Raw genomic sequence first — 17,910 nt, 5'->3', positions numbered from 1 at the left:
GGCTTTGCCGGGCGTTTTTGTGAGCGCCGTTTCAGTTAATACAGAAAAGCGACCTCAGCGGGTGTGAACATATCGAGCGCCGTCGCGAGACTGTCTCCAAGCGTTCGCACCTTGCCGCGGGCGCCCGGAGGCGGCCGCGGCAGGCGAGAGGCTCAGGCCATCTCCACCGTGGTTTCGAACTCGAAGGTCAATTCGTCGCCACTCAGGTCGATATGGGCCACGCCTCCATGCTCGGCCAGTTCGCCAAACAGGATCTGCTCCGCCAAGGGCCGCTTGATCTTTTCCTGGATCAAGCGCGCCATGGGTCTGGCCCCCATCTGCACGTCGTAGCCCTTCTCGGCCAGCCAGCCGCGTGCGGCATCACTGACCTCGAGCATCACGTGCTTGTCTTCGAGTTGCGCCTGCAGTTCGGTGAGGAACTTGTCGACGATGCTCTTGATCACTTCATGACTCAGGCGGCCGAACTGGATAATGGTGTCCAGACGATTGCGGAACTCCGGGGTGAAGCTCTTCTTGATCACTTCCATGGCATCGGACGCATGGTCCTGATAGGTGAAGCCAATGGATGCCCGCGCCGCGGTTTCCGCCCCGGCATTGGTGGTCATGATCAGAATCACGTTGCGGAAGTCGGCCTTGCGCCCATTGTTGTCGGTCAGGGTACCGTGATCCATTACCTGCAACAGCAGGTTGAAGACTTCCGGATGAGCCTTCTCGATTTCATCGAGCAGCAACACGCAATGCGGCGTCTTGGTAATGGCCTCGGTCAGCAGGCCACCCTGATCGAAACCGACATAGCCTGGCGGTGCACCGATCAGTCGGGAAACCGTATGCCGTTCCATGTACTCGGACATATCGAAACGCACCAGCTCTACGCCCAGCGCCTTGGACAGCTGGCGAGCCGCCTCGGTTTTACCGACCCCGGTAGGGCCGGCAAAGAGGAACGAGCCCACAGGCTTGTCTGGCGCCTTAAGGCCGGCGCGTGACAACTTGATCGCCGTAGACAGGGAGTCGATGGCCGCTTCCTGACCGAACACCGTGAGTTTGAGGTCACGCTCCAGGTTGCGCAGCAGTTCCTTGTCCGAGCTGCTGACGTGTTTTGGCGGAATTCGCGCGATTTTTGCCACGATATCCTCGACCTGCGCCACTTCGATGCGCTTGACCCGCTTTTCCGCGGGCTGCAGGCGTTGATAGGCACCCGCTTCGTCGATTACGTCAATGGCCTTGTCCGGCATGTGCCGATCGTTGATATAGCGCGCAGCGAGCTCGGCCGCAGCGCGCAGCGCCTCATCGCTGTACTCGATGCTGTGGTGCTGCTCGAAACGCCCCTTGAGGCCTTTGAGAATGCCGTAGGTATCGTCCACCGAGGGCTCGCTGACATCGACCTTCTGGAAGCGCCGCGCCAGGGCGCGGTCCTTCTCGAAGATGCCGCGGAATTCCTGGAAGGTGGTGGAGCCAATGCAGCGGATCTCGCCCGAAGAGAGCATCGGCTTGAGCAGGTTGGAAGCGTCCATTACCCCACCAGACGCGGCTCCGGCACCGATTATGGTGTGGATCTCGTCGATGAACAGAATGGCGTGCGGGCGCTTGCGCAGCTCGTTGAGCAGCGCCTTGAGGCGCTTCTCGAAGTCGCCACGGTATTTGGTGCCGGCCAGCAAGGCCCCCAGATCCAGGGAGTAGACCACACTGGTAGCCAGCAGGTCGGGCACCTGATTGTCGACGATGCGCTTGGCCAGACCCTCGGCGATAGCGGTCTTGCCCACGCCGGCTTCGCCGACCAACAGTGGATTGTTCTTGCGCCGCCGCGCCAGGATCTGCGCGACCCGCTCGACTTCCAGCTCTCGGCCGACCAAAGGATCGATCCGGCCCTGACGGGCCAACTCGTTGAGATTGCTGGTGTAGGCATCCAGAGGATTGCCTGAGGCCGAGGACTCGCCGCCCTCGTCATCCTGCATTTCCTGTTCGCTGTCCGTATGGCCACCATGCCCCGGCACTTTGGAAATGCCGTGGGCGATGAAATTGACCACATCGATGCGCGCGACACTCTGCTGCTTGAGCAGGAACACTGCCTGGCTTTCCTGTTCGCTGAAAATCGCCACCAGCACGTTGGCACCGGTGACCTCTCGCTTGCCGGAGCTTTGCACATGAAATACTGCGCGCTGCAATACCCGCTGAAAGCCCAGGGTCGGCTGAGTCTCGCGCTCTTCGTCATGCTGTGGAATCAGCGGTGTGGTGGAATCGATGAACTCCTGAAGGTCGTGGCGCAATTTGTCGAGGTTGGCACCGCAAGCGCGCAATACGCTGGCGGCGGCCTCGTTATCCAACAAAGCTAACAGGAGGTGCTCAACCGTCATGAATTCATGACGCTTGGTGCGAGCCTCCTTGAAGGCCAGATTGAGGGTGACTTCGAGTTCTCGATTTAACATGGCTTCACCTCATGCCCAAGCGGTCGGCGTTAACCGTCCTTCTCTATCTCACAGAGTAGCGGATGCTGGCTTTCTCTAGCGTACTGATTAACCTGCATTGCCTTGGTTTCGGCGATGTCGCGGGTAAACACTCCGCAAACTGCCCGTCCCTCTGTGTGGACGGTCAGCATGATCTTGGTCGCCAGCTCCCGGTTTAAGTTGAAAAACACCTCGAGCACTTCGACCACAAAATCCATAGGTGTGTAGTCATCGTTGAATATGACCACCTTATACAGCGGTGGTGCCTGCAGCGCGGGCTTGGATTCCTGTACGGCAAGGCCGGTGGAATCGTCCTCATGCGTTGCTGGACGGTCCTGATTGAATGTTAGTCGAATCTGGCTACGTGCATGCATGCTGGAATAAAGGTTCTTGGCTGGGCGAGTACGGATGGTAGATGGAGTTTGACCGGCTTCACCGGCAGTTGCAGCATCGCCTTGACTAACGGCAAAACGGTGTTACAAACAATGAATACCCACCTGTGTAGGTATGAGGGATTCCGCGCCCTCGCCCAAGCCAATTTATTCGTCGCGCGCGGAATCAGTAGTGGATGATACTCCAGTGGTGGAGTTCTTTGCAGAGGGATATCAGCATGCTTAGCGGTAAGGTCAAGTGGTTCAATAACGCCAAGGGCTATGGGTTCATCCTGGCCGATGGCCGGGACGAGGATCTGTTCGCTCATTACTCGGCGATTCAGATGGACGGTTATAAAACCTTGAAGGCTGGCCAGGCGGTGAGCTTCGATATCATTCAAGGCCCTAAAGGGCTCCACGCCGTGAACATCAGCACGCTGTCGGTCACCACCGAAGCACCTGCCGCTGCAAGCCAGCCCCACGGCAATACGTCTGAAGTCTGAATGACTGGCTCTCCATAACAAATATCCATAACAAAAAAGACCGGTCAGTTGACCGGTCTTTTTCATACCGCCGATCGGCTCACATATGAGAGATCATGGCGTCGCCAAACTGCGAGCAGGACAGCAACTGGGCGCCCTCCATCAGGCGCTCGAAGTCATAGGTCACAGTCTTGGCCGAGATAGCGCCGTTGGTGCCCTTGATGATCAGGTCAGCCGCTTCGACCCAGCCCATATGACGCAGCATCATTTCGGCAGACAGGATCAGCGAGCCCGGATTCACCTGATCCTTGCCGGCGTACTTCGGTGCCGTGCCATGGGTGGCCTCGAACATGGCGATGCTGTCGGACAGGTTGGCGCCAGGCGCAATACCGATACCGCCAACCTCCGCCGCCAGGGCGTCGGATAGATAATCGCCGTTAAGGTTTAGCGTGGCGATTACATCATATTCGGCCGGACGCAGCAGGATCTGCTGCAGCATGGCGTCGGCGATGGCGTCCTTGACGATGACGTTCTTGCCTGTTCTCGGGTTCTTGAACTGCATCCAGGGCCCACCATCGAGCAGGGTCGCACCGAACTCTTCTGCGGCAATCTCGTAGGCCCACTCCTTGAAGGCACCTTCGGTGAACTTCATGATGTTGCCTTTGTGCACGATGGTCAGCGAGTCGCGGTCGTTATCGACCACATACTGCAGCGCCTTGCGCACCAGACGCTTGGTGCCTTCCAGGGAAACCGGCTTTACGCCGATGCCGCAGTTTTCGTCGAAGCGGATCTTGGTGACACCCATTTCCTCCTTGAGGAACTTGATGACCTTGTCGGCTTCCGGCGAACCGGCTTTCCACTCGATGCCGGCATAAATATCTTCGGAGTTTTCCCGGAAGATGGTCATGTCGACGTCGCCCGGCTTCTTCACCGGGCTAGGTACGCCTTGGAACCAGCGTACCGGGCGCAGACAAACGTACAGGTCCAGTTGCTGGCGCAGGGCCACGTTGAGGGAACGGATGCCGCCACCGACGGGAGTGGTCAGCGGACCCTTGATGGAAACGACGTAGTCTTTGACCGCATCCAGGGTTTCCTGCGGCAGCCAGGTGTCCTGGTCATACACCTGAGTGGCTTTCTCGCCGGCGTAAACCTCCATCCAGGAAATCTTGCGCTGACCACCGTAGGCTTTCTCGACGGCCGCATCGACGACCTTGATCATCACCGGACTGATATCGACACCGATGCCGTCACCCTCGATGTAAGGGATGACCGGATTGTTCGGTACGTTAAGCGACATATCGGCATTGACGGTGATTTTGTCACCGGTTGCTGGCACCTGGATCTTTTGGTATCCCATGCTGGACTCCGCTTTGTGGTTAGAAATCATAGCTCTCCCGAGCGTAACCCACTTGATTCGGGCGAGACCACCTGTTCCTTGGTCTATAGGAGACTGGCGAATTTAACGTCGTTCTACTGAGGAGAACCCGGGTTTGGTCATTTTTTCGTTAAATAGCCCAGCTATTCGCCTCGGGAAAGCAGCCAACTTGCCTCAAGCCGGACTGCCCCTCGCTACGAACAGCCAAGCCCGACAGGCTCCTGTAGGCACAAGGGCATTCTTCAGCACCTTAGTGCAATGGTATACTGCGCGCCGTGACTAACGAGTCATAAGGGTTTGCCTGTCTTGAACGAGGCAGCCGGCCCTTGAACCGGTCGAATTGCTACCGCAAGTCATCCGTTCAATTGCTCAACGCTCTACTGGTGCATCCCACATCAATGCGACAAATCCTCGACTTTCGGCTCATTGACGACTTTGAGCGAACGCGCCTACCTGCGCATCTCGAGATTCTGTGCTCGCTTAGCAAAGAAGAGAGTTAATCCTAAATGTCCAACCGTTCGAAGATCATCTACACCTTCACCGACGAAGCCCCAGCCCTTGCCACCTACTCGCTTCTGCCAATTGTAGAAGCTTTTGCTGCATCCGCTGACATAGCCGTCGAAACCAGTGACATCTCTCTTGCAGGGCGCATCCTTGCAAGCTTTGCCGAGCACCTGGAGGCTGACAAGCGCGTCCAGGACGACCTCGCCAAGCTGGCCGTTCTGGCCACTACGCCAGAAGCCAACATCATCAAACTACCCAATATCAGTGCCTCGGTACCGCAACTCAAAGGTGCCATCGCAGAACTGCAGGCCCTGGGTTACAACATCCCCGACTTCCCGGAAGACCCGCAGAGCGACGCGGAAAAACAAGCCCGCGCGCTCTACGGCAAGATTCTCGGCAGCGCCGTGAATCCGGTCCTGCGCGAAGGCAACTCCGACCGTCGCGCACCCGCCGCGGTCAAGGCCTTCGTCCGCAAGCACCCGCACTCGATGGGCAAGTGGAGCATGGCCTCCCAGTCCCATGCCGACTACATGCGCGGCGGCGACTTCTTCTCCAGCGAACAGTCGATCACCATGGACAAAGCCGGTGACGTGCGCATCGAGTTCATCGACAAGAACGGCAAGGTCGAAGTCAAGAAACAGCTCGCCCTGCTGGAAGGCGAAGTCTTCGACAGCATGTTCATGAGCTGCAAGAAGCTGCGCGAGTTCTTCGAAGCGACCCTGCAGGACTGCAAGGAAACCGGCGTCATGTGGTCGCTGCACGTCAAGGCGACCATGATGAAGGTCTCCCACCCGATCGTCTTCGGCCATGCAGTCAGCGTTTACTACAAAGAAGCCTTCGACAAGCACGCGGCACTGTTCGCCGAGCTCGGCGTCAACCCGAACAATGGCATCAGCAGCGTCTACGACAAGATCAAGTCCCTGCCCATTTCGCAGCAGGAAGAGATCCTCCAAGACATCCACGCCTGCTACAGCGGTCGCCCGGAAATGGCCATGGTCGACTCGGTCAAGGGCATCACCAACCTGCACATCCCGAGCGACGTGATCGTCGACGCCTCGATGCCGGCGATGATCCGCAGCTCCGGGCAGATGTGGGGCAAGGATGGCAAGCTCAAAGACACCAAGGCGGTGATGCCGGAAAGCACCTACGCCCGCATCTACCAGGAAATGATCAATTTCTGCAAAACCAACGGCGCATTCGACCCGACCACCATGGGCAGCGTGCCGAACGTCGGCCTGATGGCGCAGAAGGCCGAAGAGTACGGCTCCCACGACAAGACCTTCGAAGTGGCAGTCGACGGCACCATGCGTGTGGTGCTGGCTGACGGCAGCGTGCTGATGCAGCACGAAGTGGAGGCCGGCGACATCTGGCGCGCCTGCCAGACCAAGGACGCGGCCATTCGCGACTGGGTCAAGCTGGCCGTTACCCGCGCCCGCCAATCCAGCACGCCGGCCATCTTCTGGCTCGACCCGGAGCGGGCTCACGATCGGCAGCTGCAGAAGAAGGTCGAAGCTTATCTGCAGGAATGCGACCTGAGCGGCCTGGATATTCGCCTCATGGGCTACAACGAAGCCATCCGCATCAGCATGGAACGCCTGATTCGCGGTCAGGACACCATCTCGGTGACCGGCAACGTGCTGCGCGACTACCTGACCGACCTGTTCCCGATCATGGAGCTGGGCACTTCGGCCAAGATGCTCTCCATCGTGCCGCTGATGGCGGGCGGCGGCATGTACGAAACCGGTGCCGGTGGTTCGGCGCCGAAACACGTGCAACAGCTGATCGAAGAGAACCACCTGCGCTGGGACTCGCTCGGCGAGTTTCTGGCTCTGGCGGTGTCTCTGGAAGAGACCGGCATCAAGACCGACAACCCGCGCGCCAAGCTGTTGGGTAAAACCCTGGATGCCGCCACCGGCAAGCTGCTCGACAACAACAAGTCGCCGTCGCGTAAAACCGGTGAGCTGGACAACCGTGGCAGTCACTTCTACCTGGCGATGTACTGGGCCCAGGAGTTGGCCGCGCAGACTGAAGATGCCGCCTTGCAAGCACACTTCAGCCCGCTGGCGAAAAACCTGACCGACAATGAGGCCACCATCCTTGCCGAACTCGGCGCCGTGCAAGGCTCGCCGGTCGACATCGCCGGCTACTACCGCTCCAGCCCGGAGCTGACCAGCAAGGTCATGCGCCCGAGCGCAACCTTCAACGCCGCGATCGCCTCGCTGCTGTAAGGTGCAACACCCGGTGCCTGAGCGCACCGCATGACCAGAGACCCCGGCCAAGCGCCGGGGTTTCTGCTTGTGTAGCCAGGCGCAGCGCCGGCCGGCGACTGCCATGATCGATATCCACCTGCAGGACACACACACATGGATTGGCATCCCCACATCACAGTGGCCACTATCGTCGAAAACCAGGGCCGCTTTCTTCTCGTCGAAGAGCTCAAGGGCGGGCGTCTGGTGCTCAATCAGCCCGCCGGCCATCTCGAGGCCAACGAAACCCTGCGCGAGGCCGCGGTGCGCGAGACGCTGGAAGAAACCGGCTGGGATGTCGAGCTCACCGGCCTCGTCGGTATTTATCTGTATACCGCGCCGAGCAATGGGGTGACCTATCAACGTGTCTGTTTTGTCGCCAAAGCGCTGCGTCATCACCCGCAGCGCAGCCTGGACAGCGGCATCGTCGGCACGGCATGGCTGACCCGGGATGAGCTGTCCGGCCAGCCAGAGCGCTGGCGCAGCGAGCTGGTCCTGCGCTGCATCGACGACTACCTCGCCGGCCCGCTGCATGACCTGGAACTGGTTCGTGATTGAATACCGTCTTAGCCTTGGCCGCGCCAGCCTGTTAGAATTTGGTCTTTTGTGCAGACCCCCCCATGCGTGATCCAGCCCTCCCCAGCCCAGAACAGCAACGCGTCATAGTCGGCATGTCCGGCGGTGTCGACTCGTCCGTCTCTGCCCTGCTGCTGCTCGAACAGGGTTACCAGGTCGAAGGCCTGTTCATGAAGAACTGGGACGAAGACGACGGCACCGAATACTGCACCGCCATGGATGACCTGGCCGATGCCCAGGCCGTGTGCGACAAGATCGGCATCAAGCTGCACACCGCCAACTTCGCCGCGGAGTACTGGGACAACGTGTTCGAGCATTTTCTCGCCGAATACAAGGCCGGGCGCACGCCCAACCCGGACATCCTGTGCAACCGCGAAATCAAGTTCAAGGCCTTCCTCGACTACGCCCTGGCGCTCGGCGCCGACCTGATCGCCACCGGCCACTATGTGCGCCGCCGTGATCGCGATGGCCGCACCGAACTGCTCAAGGGCCTGGATCCGAACAAGGACCAGAGCTACTTCCTGCATGCCGTGGGTGGGGAGCAGATCGCCAAGACCCTGTTTCCGGTGGGCGAACTGGAAAAGCCGGCCGTGCGCGCCATCGCCGAGCAGCACCAGCTGGCCACGGCCAAGAAGAAAGACTCGACCGGCATCTGCTTCATCGGCGAGCGACGTTTCAGTGACTTTCTCAAGCAGTATCTGCCGGCCCAGCCGGGCGACATCGAAACCACCGAAGGCGAGGTCATCGGCCGCCACCACGGCTTGATGTACCACACCATCGGCCAGCGTCAGGGCCTGGGCATCGGCGGCTTGAAAGACGCCAGCGAGGAGCCCTGGTACGTGCTGCAAAAAGACCTGCAGCGCAATGTGCTGGTGGTCGGTCAGGGCAACGATCACCCCTGGCTGTTTGCCAGCGCCCTGCTCGCCTCCGATATCTACTGGGTCAACCCGATCGAGCTCAGCCAACCGCGCCAGCTGACGGCCAAGGTGCGCTACCGCCAAGGCGATCAAGCCTGCATCCTGGAAAAAACCGCCAGCGGCTATCGCGCCAGTTTTGCCATGCCGCAACGCGCGGTCACGCCCGGCCAGTCGGTGGTGTTCTATGACGGCGAAGTCTGCCTCGGCGGCGGCGTGATCGAAACAGCAGAACCCTGGAGCAGCAAGGATAAGCACCCATGAGTCCAACGCAGGAACAACTGGTCGCCCTGGGCGCGGTTTTCGAAGCCGCAGTGCTGGTCGACAAACTGGCCAAGACCGGACAGGTTGGCGAGCCAGGGCTGGCATGCATGCTGGGCAGCCTGCTGGTGCGCGACCCCAAGAGCACCCTGGACGTGTACGGCGGTGACGACCTCAACCTGCGCGAGGGCTATCGCGCCCTGATCAGCGCCCTGGAGCGCGACCCGACCAGCCTGCAGCGCGAACCGCTGCGCTACGCCCTGGCCCTGCTCGGGCTGGAAAGGCAACTGGCCAAGCGCGACGACATGCTGCAGGTCATGGGCAGCCGCCTGGACCAGATCCAGAACCAGGTCGGCCATTTCGGCCTGGTGCACGACAACGTCATCGCCGCCTGCGGCAGTCTCTACGAGGACACCATCAGCACCTTCCGCCAGCGCATCCAGGTACAGGGCGACATGCGCCACCTGCAGCAAGCGAGCAACGCCGCGAAGATTCGCGCCCTGCTGCTCGCCGGTATCCGCTCGGCACGGCTGTGGCGCCAGCTCGGCGGCCACCGCTGGCAACTGGTGTTCAGCCGCGGCAAGCTGCTCAAGGAACTCTACCCCCTGCTACGCGGTTAGCCGTGCACACCCGCATGGTCAAACCCATGCAGGGTGCCGCGCTGCTGGCGCTCTCGGCGCTGCTGTTCTCGCTGATGGGGGGCGGCGTGCGCGAAGTCTCCGCCAGCGTCAACAACGAGTCGGTGGTGTTCTTTCGCAACCTGTTCGGTGTGCTGTTCTTTCTGCCGCTGATCCTGCTCAGGGGCGTGGCTCCGCTCAAAACCACGCGCATCAAGGCGCATCTGTGGCGCACCGGCTTTGGCCTGGCGGCGATGTACTGCTTCTTCTACGCGCTGGCCCACCTGCCTCTGACCGACGCCATGCTGTTCACCTACTCGGCCCCACTGTTCACCCCGTTGATCGCCTGGTGGTGGCTGAAGGAGCCGCTGAGCAAGCGCATCCTGCTGACGACCGGCATCGGCCTGTTCGGCGTGCTGCTGGTGGCCAAACCCTCGAGCGCCTTGCTCAGTGGCAATGCCTTGATCGGCATGGCGGTAAGCGTTCTGGCGGCCTTTGCCTTTGTCTCCATTCGCGCGATGAGCGATACCGAACCGGCCTATCGCATCGTGTTCTATTTCTCGCTATTTAGCGCGCTGGCTTCCGCAATCCCGCTGACCTGGGCCTGGCAACCTCTGAGTAATCATGAGCTGAGCCTGTTGCTGGTGATCGGTCTGCTTGCCACCATCAGCCAGATCGTCATGTCCGAGGCCTATGGCATGGCGCCGCCCGGGTTGATTGGGCCCTTTGCTTACCTGGCCATCGTCTTTGCCGGCGTGATCGCCTGGCTGCGCTGGGGCGAAACCCCGGATCCGACCTCGCTGATCGGTGCCGCCCTGATTTTCGCCGCCAGCCTTCTGTCGATTGCCCGACGCAGCCGCTGAACGGCTAGCGAGCAAACGCGGCCAGAGCGACGATTTAATGTATGATATGCGCCCTTTTCGTCAGCCGATTGTCCGAGAACGCCCTCTTATGCAGCTTTCCTCGCTCACCGCGGTTTCCCCCGTTGATGGCCGCTATGCCGGCAGAACCAGCGCCCTGCGCCCCATTTTCAGCGAATACGGCCTGATCCGCTTTCGCGTTCTGGTCGAAGTGCGTTGGTTGCAACGCCTGGCGGCCCACGAAGGCATCGGCGAAGTCCCCGCCTTCTCGGCTGAAGCCCAGGCGGTACTCAACCAACTGGCGGACAACTTCGCCCTCGAGCACGCCGAACGCGTCAAAGAGATCGAGCGCACCACCAACCACGACGTCAAGGCCGTGGAGTACCTGCTCAAGGAACAGGCCGCCAAGCTGCCGGAGCTGGATAACGTCAGCGAGTTCATCCACTTCGCCTGCACCAGCGAGGACATCAACAACCTGTCCCACGCCCTGATGCTGCGCGAAGGCCGCGACACCGTGCTGTTGCCGCTGATGCGCCAGACTGCCGAGGCCATCCGCGAGCTGGCGGTGAAATTCGCCGACGTGCCGATGCTCTCGCGTACCCACGGCCAGCCGGCCTCGCCGACCACCCTGGGCAAGGAGCTGGCCAACGTGGTCTATCGCCTCGAGCGGCAGATCGCCCAGGTCGCGGCTGTACCGCTGCTGGGCAAGATCAACGGCGCCGTGGGCAACTACAACGCCCACCTATCGGCCTATCCGCAGGTCGACTGGGAGGCCAACGCCCGCGCCTTCATCGAAGGCGACCTGGGCCTGCAGTTCAACCCCTACACCACGCAGATCGAACCGCACGACTACATCGCCGAGCTGTTCGACGCCATCGCCCGCTTCAACACCATCCTGATCGACTTCGATCGCGATATCTGGGGCTATATCTCCCTGGGCTACTTCAAGCAGCGCACCATCGCCGGCGAAATCGGCTCCTCGACCATGCCGCACAAGGTCAACCCGATCGACTTCGAGAACTCCGAAGGCAACCTCGGCATCGCCAACGCGCTGTTCCAGCACCTGGCCAGCAAGCTGCCGATCTCGCGCTGGCAGCGCGACCTGACCGACTCCACCGTGCTGCGCAACCTGGGGGTCGGCTTCGCCCATAGCGTTATTGCCTATGAGGCAAGTCTCAAGGGAATCAGCAAGTTGGAGCTGAATGTTCAACGTATTGCTGATGATCTGGATGCCTGCTGGGAAGTGCTGGCCGAGCCGATCCAGACCGTCATGCGCCGCTATGCGATCGAAAACCCCTACGAGAAGCTGAAAGAGCTGACACGCGGCAAGGGCATCAGCGCCGAAGCGCTGCAGACTTTCATCGACGGCCTGGACATGCCGGCCGCAGCCAAAGCCGAGCTGAAGTTGCTGACCCCAGCCAACTACATCGGCAATGCAGTGGCCCAGGCCAAGCGCATTTAACCGCTCGAGTCCTTTGCACGCCCGGCAGTGCCGGGCGTTTTTATTTTTGGGCTTTTATTTATTTCAAGGGCTTAGCGATGAATCCTGATACTCCGCTGCAGCTGTTGGGCGGCCTGACGGCCCGTGAGTTCCTGCGCGACTACTGGCAGAAGAAACCCCTGCTGGTACGCCAGGCGATGCCCGGCTTCGAGAGCCCGATCTCGCCGGACGAACTGGCCGGCCTGGCCCTGGAAGAGGAAATCGAGTCGCGCCTGGTCATCGAGCACGGCGAGCGGCCATGGGAATTGCGCCGCGGCCCGTTCGCCGAAGACGCCTTCGCCCAGCTTCCAGAGCGCGACTGGACCCTGCTGGTGCAAGCCGTCGACCAGTTCGTCCCGGAAGTGGCCGAACTGCTCGAGGAATTCAAGTTTCTGCCCAAGTGGCGCATCGACGACGTGATGATCAGCTTTGCCGCACCTGGCGGCGGCGTCGGTCCGCACTTCGACAACTACGATGTGTTCCTGCTCCAGGGCTACGGCAAGCGCCGCTGGCAGGTCGGCCAGATGTGCAACTCCGACAGCCCGCTGCTGCCACACGCAGATCTGAAGATCCTTGCCGAATTCGCTAAAACTGAAGAATGGGTCCTGGAGCCCGGCGACATGCTCTATCTGCCGCCGCTCCTGGCCCACTGTGGTACCGCAGAGGATGATTGCATGACCTATTCCGTAGGCTTCCGCGCGCCTAGCGCCGCCGAAGTACTGACCCATTTCACCGACTTTCTCGGCCAGTTCCTGCCGGATGAAGACCGCTACAGCGACGCCGATGCGCAGCCGACCAGCGATCCGCACCAGATCCAGCGCGACTCTCTGGATCGCCTGAAAGCCCTGCTCAATGAACACATGAGCGATGAACGCCTGCTGATGACCTGGTTCGGCCAGTTCATGACCGAACCGCGCTATCCGGAACTGATCGCCGGAATCGAGATCGACGAACCGGCCTTCCTCGGCAGCCTGCAAGAGGGTGCCGTGCTGATCCGCAACCCCAGCGCACGCCTGGCCTGGTCCGAAGTCGGCGAAGACCTGGTGCTGTTCGCCAGTGGCCAGAGCCGTCTGCTGTCTGCCAGCCAGCGCGATCTGCTCAAGCTGATCTGCTCGGCCGACGCGCTGCATCTGGACAACCTTGCGCCATGGCTGGCCGATGACGAAGGGCGTAATCTGCTTCTGGAGCTGGCCAAACAGGGTAGTCTGGAGTTTGCCGATGAATAGCATTCACGTGCGCCTGGCCGACTGGCAAAAGGACAACGCCGACCTGCGGCGCATTCGCGAGACGGTATTCATTGCCGAGCAAGCGGTGCCGCCGGAACTGGAGTGGGATGCCGAGGATGCCGAGGCCCTGCACTTTCTCGTCTACGAGGGCGATTACCCGATCGGTACCGCGCGCCTGCTGCCGGACGGGCATATCGGCCGGGTTTCGGTGCTCAAGGACTGGCGCGGTCTGAAAGTCGGTGATGCGCTGCTGCGCGCGGTGATCGCGGAAGCGGAAAAGCGTGGTCTGCAGCAACAAATGCTCAGCGCCCAGGTGCAGGCCACGCCTTTCTATGAAAGGCTTGGCTTTGCCATCGTCAGCGGTGAATACCTCGACGCCGGTATTCCCCATGTGGACATGGTGCGCCACAGTCAATAGCAGGCCGTTGAAAAACGTAGGCGAGGCAGGCAAGACAAGGCAAAAACGGCCGAAACGTAGCGTAGCGCAGTAACAGCCGCAGGCTGGCCCCGAAGGGGTGAGCGTAGCGAATCAAAAGCGGAGTTTACGAGCTGTAAATGAGCATTTTGAGGCCGTTTTTAACGCAGTATTGCCAACACAGGTAGTTTTTCAACAGCCTGCTAGCCGTGAGGTCAGAATGAACCAAGACGCCCCGTCAGACGCAACCGAGAGCCACGAGCCAGCAGCGCTTCCCGCCATCGAGTTTCAGTCGCCGGGGCGTTTTGCCGTGCGCAATCCCGAATCGGCCCCGGGCGAAAACCCGCAGGCAGAACCGGCACCGTTCATCCTCGGCGAACACCTGGCGCTGGAGCGCTTCGATCAGCCGGAGCTGGCCCGTGCCCACACGCTGGCCATGCTCCAGCAGGCTCGGCGCAGCCTGTGCATCTACAGCGCCGACCTCGACCCCTGGCTGTATCACCACAGCAGCATCCAGGAGGCCTGCACCCGCTTCCTCCTGGCCAGCCCGAAGAACCGCCTGCGCATCCTGGTCAAGGACCTCGGTCGCGCGGTGAAACAGGGCCACCGCCTGCTCGGTCTGGCGCGCCGCCTGCCGAGCAACCTGCAGATTCGCAAGCTGTACCCGGACCACCCCGCTGAGGAGGTGGCCTTTTTACTGGCCGATGGCCGCGGCTTGCTGCTGCGCCCCGACCCCGCGCAGTGTGCCGGTTATGCGCTGTACCAGGACCCTGCCCGCGTGCGCTTGCGCCAGGCGCAATTCGATCAGGCCTGGCAGACCAGCATCACCGACCCCGATGCAAGGAGTTTCCTGCTATGAGTGCGCGTACCCTGCTCGCGGCCCTGCTGCTCAGCACCGCCCTACCGCTCAGTGCGGCCACCGAGGTCATCGCGCTGAATTACCGCACCGCCGACGATGTGCTGCCGCTGGTGCAATCGCTGCTGGGCAACGACGGCCGCGCCAACGCCTACGGCAACCAGTTGATCGTCAACGCCGCGCCGGCCAAGATCGAGGAAGTCCGCCAATTGCTCGAACAGCTGGATACCCGCCCACGGCGCCTGCTGATCAGCGTCGACAGTTCGGAGTCCAGCTACCAGAGCGACCGCGGCTACCGTGCCGACGGCACAATAAGCGCCGGCGATGCCCAGGTGCAGATTGGCCGCGGCGAAAGCAACGGCCGCGATCAGGTGCGCATCATCAACCGCACCACCGACAGCCGTGGCGGCGGCACCCAACAGGTACAAGCCACCGAGGGCTACCCGGCGCTGATCCAGGTCGGCCAGAGCGTGCCCTTGCGCTCGACCCAGCGCGACGCCTACGGCCAGGTGTACAACAGCACCGAATACCGCGACGTCACGCGCGGCTTCTACGTGACCGCCAGCCTCACCGGCGAAATCGTGCATATCGATATCAGCAGCAATCGCGACCGCCTGAGCCAATCGCAGCCCGGGGTAATCGACATCCAGAGCACCAATACCCGAGTCAGCGGCCGGCTTGGGCAATGGATCAGTATCGGCGGCGTCAACCAACAGAGCCAGGCCGAGCACGGCGGCGTCCTGCGCCAGCGCTCGACCCAGGGGCGCGAGGACATGACCCTGCGGGTCAAGGTCGAGATCGCCGACTAAAGCCAGCGCAGCAGCGAAAAGCCGTAACGACGCCCGCCTGCAGCGACCCTCGGCGAGGTTGCGCCAGGCAGGACATGCGGCACGTTTAGCGCACCAGATGACCTGGTCTTTTTGCCTTGCGAGGCTGATCGCGAACCCGCAGCGACAGCCTCGCAACGGAGGCTGATACTTCCGCAATCACTGACCCGCCGGTCATCCTAATACTTATGTAGTAGTCATAAAAAAGCACTACAAAACGTTTGACGAACACTTTTAGCAGAGGCATCATGGCCTCGCTCCCGCTAATCAGGGGCCCTGAAAAGGGTCTCCGGGTCGTGCTCCAGCTCACCGCCAGAGCCGATCCGTGTTGTAAAGCCCACAAGGCCGTTCGACGAGATTGCGACTGGAACGAAGTTGTCCTGAGGGACGGGGAAGCGCTTCAACGTAGCAGCCAGCAGACAGTTACAGCCCACTGAGTCGTCCAACGGCATCTTTGATCCGGTAGACGCCAAATGACCCGATCATTTGCAGCAGCTGTAGTCAAACGCACTGTTCGTTTCGTCCCCCCTCCTCCCGACTGCAACCGCGTCCTGGTCACTTTCTCTCGTACTGCTGTGAGCCCCGCAACCATGACCCTCACAGGTTTTGAGTGGGAAAGTCGGTGCTCAACCAAACACTTACATTGAAGGATTGACCATGTCCGCTTATCAAAACGACATCAAGGCAGTAGCCGCTCTGAAAGAGACCAACGGCAACAGCTGGAGCGCTATCAACCCGGAGTCCGTGGCCCGCATGCGCGCCCAGAACCGCTTCAAGACCGGTCTGGAAATCGCCCAATACACCGCCGACATCATGCGTAAGGACATGGCCGAGTACGACGCCGACTCTTCCGTCTACACCCAGTCCCTGGGCTGCTGGCATGGGTTCATCGGTCAGCAGAAGATGATCTCCATCAAGAAGCACCTGAAGACCACTGACAAGCGCTACCTCTACCTGTCCGGCTGGATGGTCGCGGCCCTGCGTTCCGAGTTCGGCCCGCTGCCGGACCAGTCGATGCACGAGAAGACTGCCGTCTCCGACCTGATCGAAGAGCTGTACACCTTCCTGCGCCAGGCCGACTCGCGCGAACTGGACCTGCTGTTCACCGCCCTGGACGCTGCCCGCGCCGCTGGTGACAACGCCAAGGCCGCTGACATCCAGAGCCAGATCGACAACTACGAAACCCACATCGTACCGATCATCGCCGACATCGACGCTGGCTTCGGTAACCCGGAAGCCACCTACCTGCTGGCCAAGCGCATGATCGAAGCAGGCGCCTGCTGCATCCAGATCGAGAACCAGGTTTCCGACGAGAAGCAGTGCGGCCACCAGGACGGTAAAGTGACCGTTCCGCACGCCGACTTCCTCGCCAAGATCGCTGCCGTTCGCTACGCCTTCCTCGAGCTGGGAATCGACAACGGCGTGATCGTTGCCCGTACCGACTCCCTGGGTGCTGGCCTGACCAAGCAGATCGCCGTAACCAACGAGCCGGGCGACCTGGGCGACCAGTACAACGCCTTCCTCGACTGCGACGAAGTCTCCACTGCCGACCTGAAAAACGGCGACGTGGTACTCAACCGCGAAGGCAAACTGCTGCGTCCCAAGCGCCTGCCAAGCAACCTGTTCCAGTTCCGCAAGGGCACCGGCGAAGCGCGCTGCGTACTGGACAGCATCACCTCGCTGCAGAACGGTGCCGACCTGTTGTGGATCGAAACCGAGAAGCCGCACGTCGGTCAGATCGCCGAAATGGTTAACGAGATCCGCAAGGTGATCCCGAACGCCAAGCTGGTCTACAACAACAGCCCGTCGTTCAACTGGACCCTGAACTTCCGTCAGCAGATGTTCGACATCATGGTCGGCGAAGGCAAAGACGTTTCCGCCTACGACCGCGCCAAGCTGATGAGCGTGGAGTACGACGAAACCGAACTGGCGCTGCGTGCCGATGAAATGATCCGCACCTTCCAGCGTGACGGTTCGGCTCAAGCCGGCATCTTCCACCACCTGATCACCCTGCCGACCTACCACACCGCCGCGCTGTCCACCGACAACCTGGCCAAAGGGTACTTCGCAGAAGAAGGCATGCTGGCCTACGTCAAAGGTGTTCAGCGTCAGGAACTGCGTCAGGGCATCGCCTGCGTCAAGCACCAGAACATGGCTGGCTCCGACATCGGCGACAACCATAAAGAGTACTTCGCTGGCGAAGCGGCTCTGAAAGCAAGCGGTAAAGACAACACCATGAACCAGTTCGGCTAAGCGCCACTGCTTCGGCCGGTCAGGACTTCGCGTCCCGACCGAGCCCGCGACAACAAAGCCCCGGCCTTAACAGGCCGGGGCTTTTTCATTGCTTTTGTTTGTTCGAGAGTTTTCGCGGATAAATCCGTTCTTATCAAACAAAAAATAGCTCATTATTTTATATATAGAAATTAAATCTGCACAAAGACCTGTAGGAGCGGGCCATG

General features: G+C 60.8%; 15 protein-coding genes. 12 read left to right on the top strand and 3 right to left on the bottom strand.

Translation table 11 applies throughout. The features are described from left to right. Positions 1 to 152: 152 nt before the first annotated feature. Both clpA and clpS read right to left on the bottom strand, forming a co-directional pair. Positions 153 to 2,423, bottom strand: a complete 2,271-nt coding sequence (gene clpA, locus ABZE94_RS12010) for an ATP-dependent Clp protease ATP-binding subunit ClpA (protein WP_372875748.1) — start codon at positions 2,421 to 2,423, stop codon at positions 153 to 155. Between the two features lie 29 nt (positions 2,424 to 2,452). Continuing rightward, positions 2,453 to 2,815: an ATP-dependent Clp protease adapter ClpS gene (clpS, locus tag ABZE94_RS12005; RefSeq protein WP_079202028.1), complete on the bottom strand. Its 363-nt coding sequence runs from the start codon at positions 2,813 to 2,815 to the stop codon at positions 2,453 to 2,455. A 236-nt stretch (positions 2,816 to 3,051) separates the two neighbouring features. Here clpS and cspD point away from each other — a divergent pair, with 236 nt between their 5' ends. Continuing rightward, on the top strand, positions 3,052 to 3,315 hold the full coding sequence (cspD, locus tag ABZE94_RS12000; RefSeq protein WP_372875747.1) for a cold shock domain-containing protein CspD: 264 nt from the start codon (positions 3,052 to 3,054) through the stop codon (positions 3,313 to 3,315). Positions 3,316 to 3,394: 79 nt separating this feature from the next. Here the strand turns inward: cspD and icd are convergent, their stop codons facing one another. Then, positions 3,395 to 4,651 (bottom strand): NADP-dependent isocitrate dehydrogenase, encoded by a 1,257-nt coding sequence (gene icd, locus ABZE94_RS11995; RefSeq protein ID WP_372875746.1) that lies wholly within the window; start codon positions 4,649 to 4,651, stop codon positions 3,395 to 3,397. 524 nt (positions 4,652 to 5,175) lie between these two features. Between icd and ABZE94_RS11990 the strand changes: the two genes are divergently transcribed. From ABZE94_RS11990 to ABZE94_RS11940, 11 genes are all read left to right on the top strand, one after another. After that, positions 5,176 to 7,401 carry an NADP-dependent isocitrate dehydrogenase gene (locus tag ABZE94_RS11990; RefSeq protein ID WP_372875745.1) on the top strand — a complete coding sequence of 742 codons (2,226 nt, stop codon included), beginning with the start codon at positions 5,176 to 5,178 and terminating at the stop codon, positions 7,399 to 7,401. 135 nt (positions 7,402 to 7,536) lie between these two features. Next, on the top strand, positions 7,537 to 7,977 hold the full coding sequence (locus tag ABZE94_RS11985) for an NUDIX hydrolase (protein WP_372875744.1): 441 nt from the start codon (positions 7,537 to 7,539) through the stop codon (positions 7,975 to 7,977). Between the two features lie 62 nt (positions 7,978 to 8,039). Continuing rightward, positions 8,040 to 9,173, top strand: coding sequence for a tRNA 2-thiouridine(34) synthase MnmA (gene mnmA / locus ABZE94_RS11980; RefSeq protein ID WP_372875743.1), 1,134 nt, complete (start codon positions 8,040 to 8,042; stop codon positions 9,171 to 9,173). Then, on the top strand, positions 9,170 to 9,790 hold the full coding sequence (gene hflD, locus ABZE94_RS11975) for a high frequency lysogenization protein HflD (protein ID WP_372875742.1): 621 nt from the start codon (positions 9,170 to 9,172) through the stop codon (positions 9,788 to 9,790). Before mnmA ends, hflD begins: the two co-directional genes overlap by 4 nt. Before the next feature lie 14 nt (positions 9,791 to 9,804). Beyond that, the gene (locus tag ABZE94_RS11970; protein WP_372875749.1) at positions 9,805 to 10,650 is read left to right on the top strand and encodes a DMT family transporter; all 846 of its coding nucleotides are present in this window, start codon (positions 9,805 to 9,807) and stop codon (positions 10,648 to 10,650) included. Between the two features lie 88 nt (positions 10,651 to 10,738). Beyond that, positions 10,739 to 12,109 carry an adenylosuccinate lyase gene (purB, locus tag ABZE94_RS11965; protein WP_372875741.1) on the top strand — a complete coding sequence of 457 codons (1,371 nt, stop codon included), beginning with the start codon at positions 10,739 to 10,741 and terminating at the stop codon, positions 12,107 to 12,109. A 77-nt stretch (positions 12,110 to 12,186) separates the two neighbouring features. Then, entirely contained in the window at positions 12,187 to 13,353 is a 1,167-nt protein-coding gene (locus ABZE94_RS11960; RefSeq protein ID WP_372875740.1) for a JmjC domain-containing protein, read from the top strand. Beyond that, entirely contained in the window at positions 13,346 to 13,771 is a 426-nt protein-coding gene (locus ABZE94_RS11955) for a GNAT family N-acetyltransferase (RefSeq protein ID WP_090504575.1), read from the top strand. The genes ABZE94_RS11960 and ABZE94_RS11955 overlap by 8 nt, the downstream gene beginning before the upstream one ends. Positions 13,772 to 13,988: 217 nt before the next feature. Continuing rightward, positions 13,989 to 14,627, top strand: a complete 639-nt coding sequence (locus ABZE94_RS11950) for a histone acetyltransferase HPA2 (RefSeq protein ID WP_372875739.1) — start codon at positions 13,989 to 13,991, stop codon at positions 14,625 to 14,627. Next, entirely contained in the window at positions 14,624 to 15,433 is an 810-nt protein-coding gene (locus tag ABZE94_RS11945) for a secretin N-terminal domain-containing protein (RefSeq protein ID WP_372875738.1), read from the top strand. The genes ABZE94_RS11950 and ABZE94_RS11945 overlap by 4 nt, the downstream gene beginning before the upstream one ends. A 675-nt stretch (positions 15,434 to 16,108) precedes the next feature. Continuing rightward, positions 16,109 to 17,704, top strand: coding sequence for an isocitrate lyase (locus ABZE94_RS11940; RefSeq protein WP_372875737.1), 1,596 nt, complete (start codon positions 16,109 to 16,111; stop codon positions 17,702 to 17,704). Positions 17,705 to 17,910: the final 206 nt, after the last annotated feature.

Source organism: Pseudomonas sp. (genome assembly GCF_041601375.1).
In the GTDB taxonomy this organism is placed as follows: Bacteria; Pseudomonadota; Gammaproteobacteria; order Pseudomonadales; family Pseudomonadaceae; genus Aquipseudomonas.
Note: the sequence above shows the minus strand (reverse complement) of the source record. Positions and strands in the feature narration are given on the sequence as shown.

Coding starts and splice junctions, on each gene's coding strand:
- ABZE94_RS11955 (WP_090504575.1), top strand. CDS start 13,346: ATGAATAGCATTCACGTGCGCCTGGCCGACTGGCAAAAGGACAACGCC.
- hflD (WP_372875742.1), top strand. CDS start 9,170: ATGAGTCCAACGCAGGAACAACTGGTCGCCCTGGGCGCGGTTTTCGAA.
- clpS (WP_079202028.1), bottom strand. CDS start 2,815: ATGCATGCACGTAGCCAGATTCGACTAACATTCAATCAGGACCGTCCA.
- mnmA (WP_372875743.1), top strand. CDS start 8,040: ATGCGTGATCCAGCCCTCCCCAGCCCAGAACAGCAACGCGTCATAGTC.
- ABZE94_RS11985 (WP_372875744.1), top strand. CDS start 7,537: ATGGATTGGCATCCCCACATCACAGTGGCCACTATCGTCGAAAACCAG.
- ABZE94_RS11950 (WP_372875739.1), top strand. CDS start 13,989: ATGAACCAAGACGCCCCGTCAGACGCAACCGAGAGCCACGAGCCAGCA.
- cspD (WP_372875747.1), top strand. CDS start 3,052: ATGCTTAGCGGTAAGGTCAAGTGGTTCAATAACGCCAAGGGCTATGGG.
- ABZE94_RS11940 (WP_372875737.1), top strand. CDS start 16,109: ATGTCCGCTTATCAAAACGACATCAAGGCAGTAGCCGCTCTGAAAGAG.
- ABZE94_RS11945 (WP_372875738.1), top strand. CDS start 14,624: ATGAGTGCGCGTACCCTGCTCGCGGCCCTGCTGCTCAGCACCGCCCTA.
- ABZE94_RS11990 (WP_372875745.1), top strand. CDS start 5,176: ATGTCCAACCGTTCGAAGATCATCTACACCTTCACCGACGAAGCCCCA.
- purB (WP_372875741.1), top strand. CDS start 10,739: ATGCAGCTTTCCTCGCTCACCGCGGTTTCCCCCGTTGATGGCCGCTAT.
- ABZE94_RS11970 (WP_372875749.1), top strand. CDS start 9,805: ATGGTCAAACCCATGCAGGGTGCCGCGCTGCTGGCGCTCTCGGCGCTG.
- clpA (WP_372875748.1), bottom strand. CDS start 2,423: ATGTTAAATCGAGAACTCGAAGTCACCCTCAATCTGGCCTTCAAGGAG.
- icd (WP_372875746.1), bottom strand. CDS start 4,651: ATGGGATACCAAAAGATCCAGGTGCCAGCAACCGGTGACAAAATCACC.
- ABZE94_RS11960 (WP_372875740.1), top strand. CDS start 12,187: ATGAATCCTGATACTCCGCTGCAGCTGTTGGGCGGCCTGACGGCCCGT.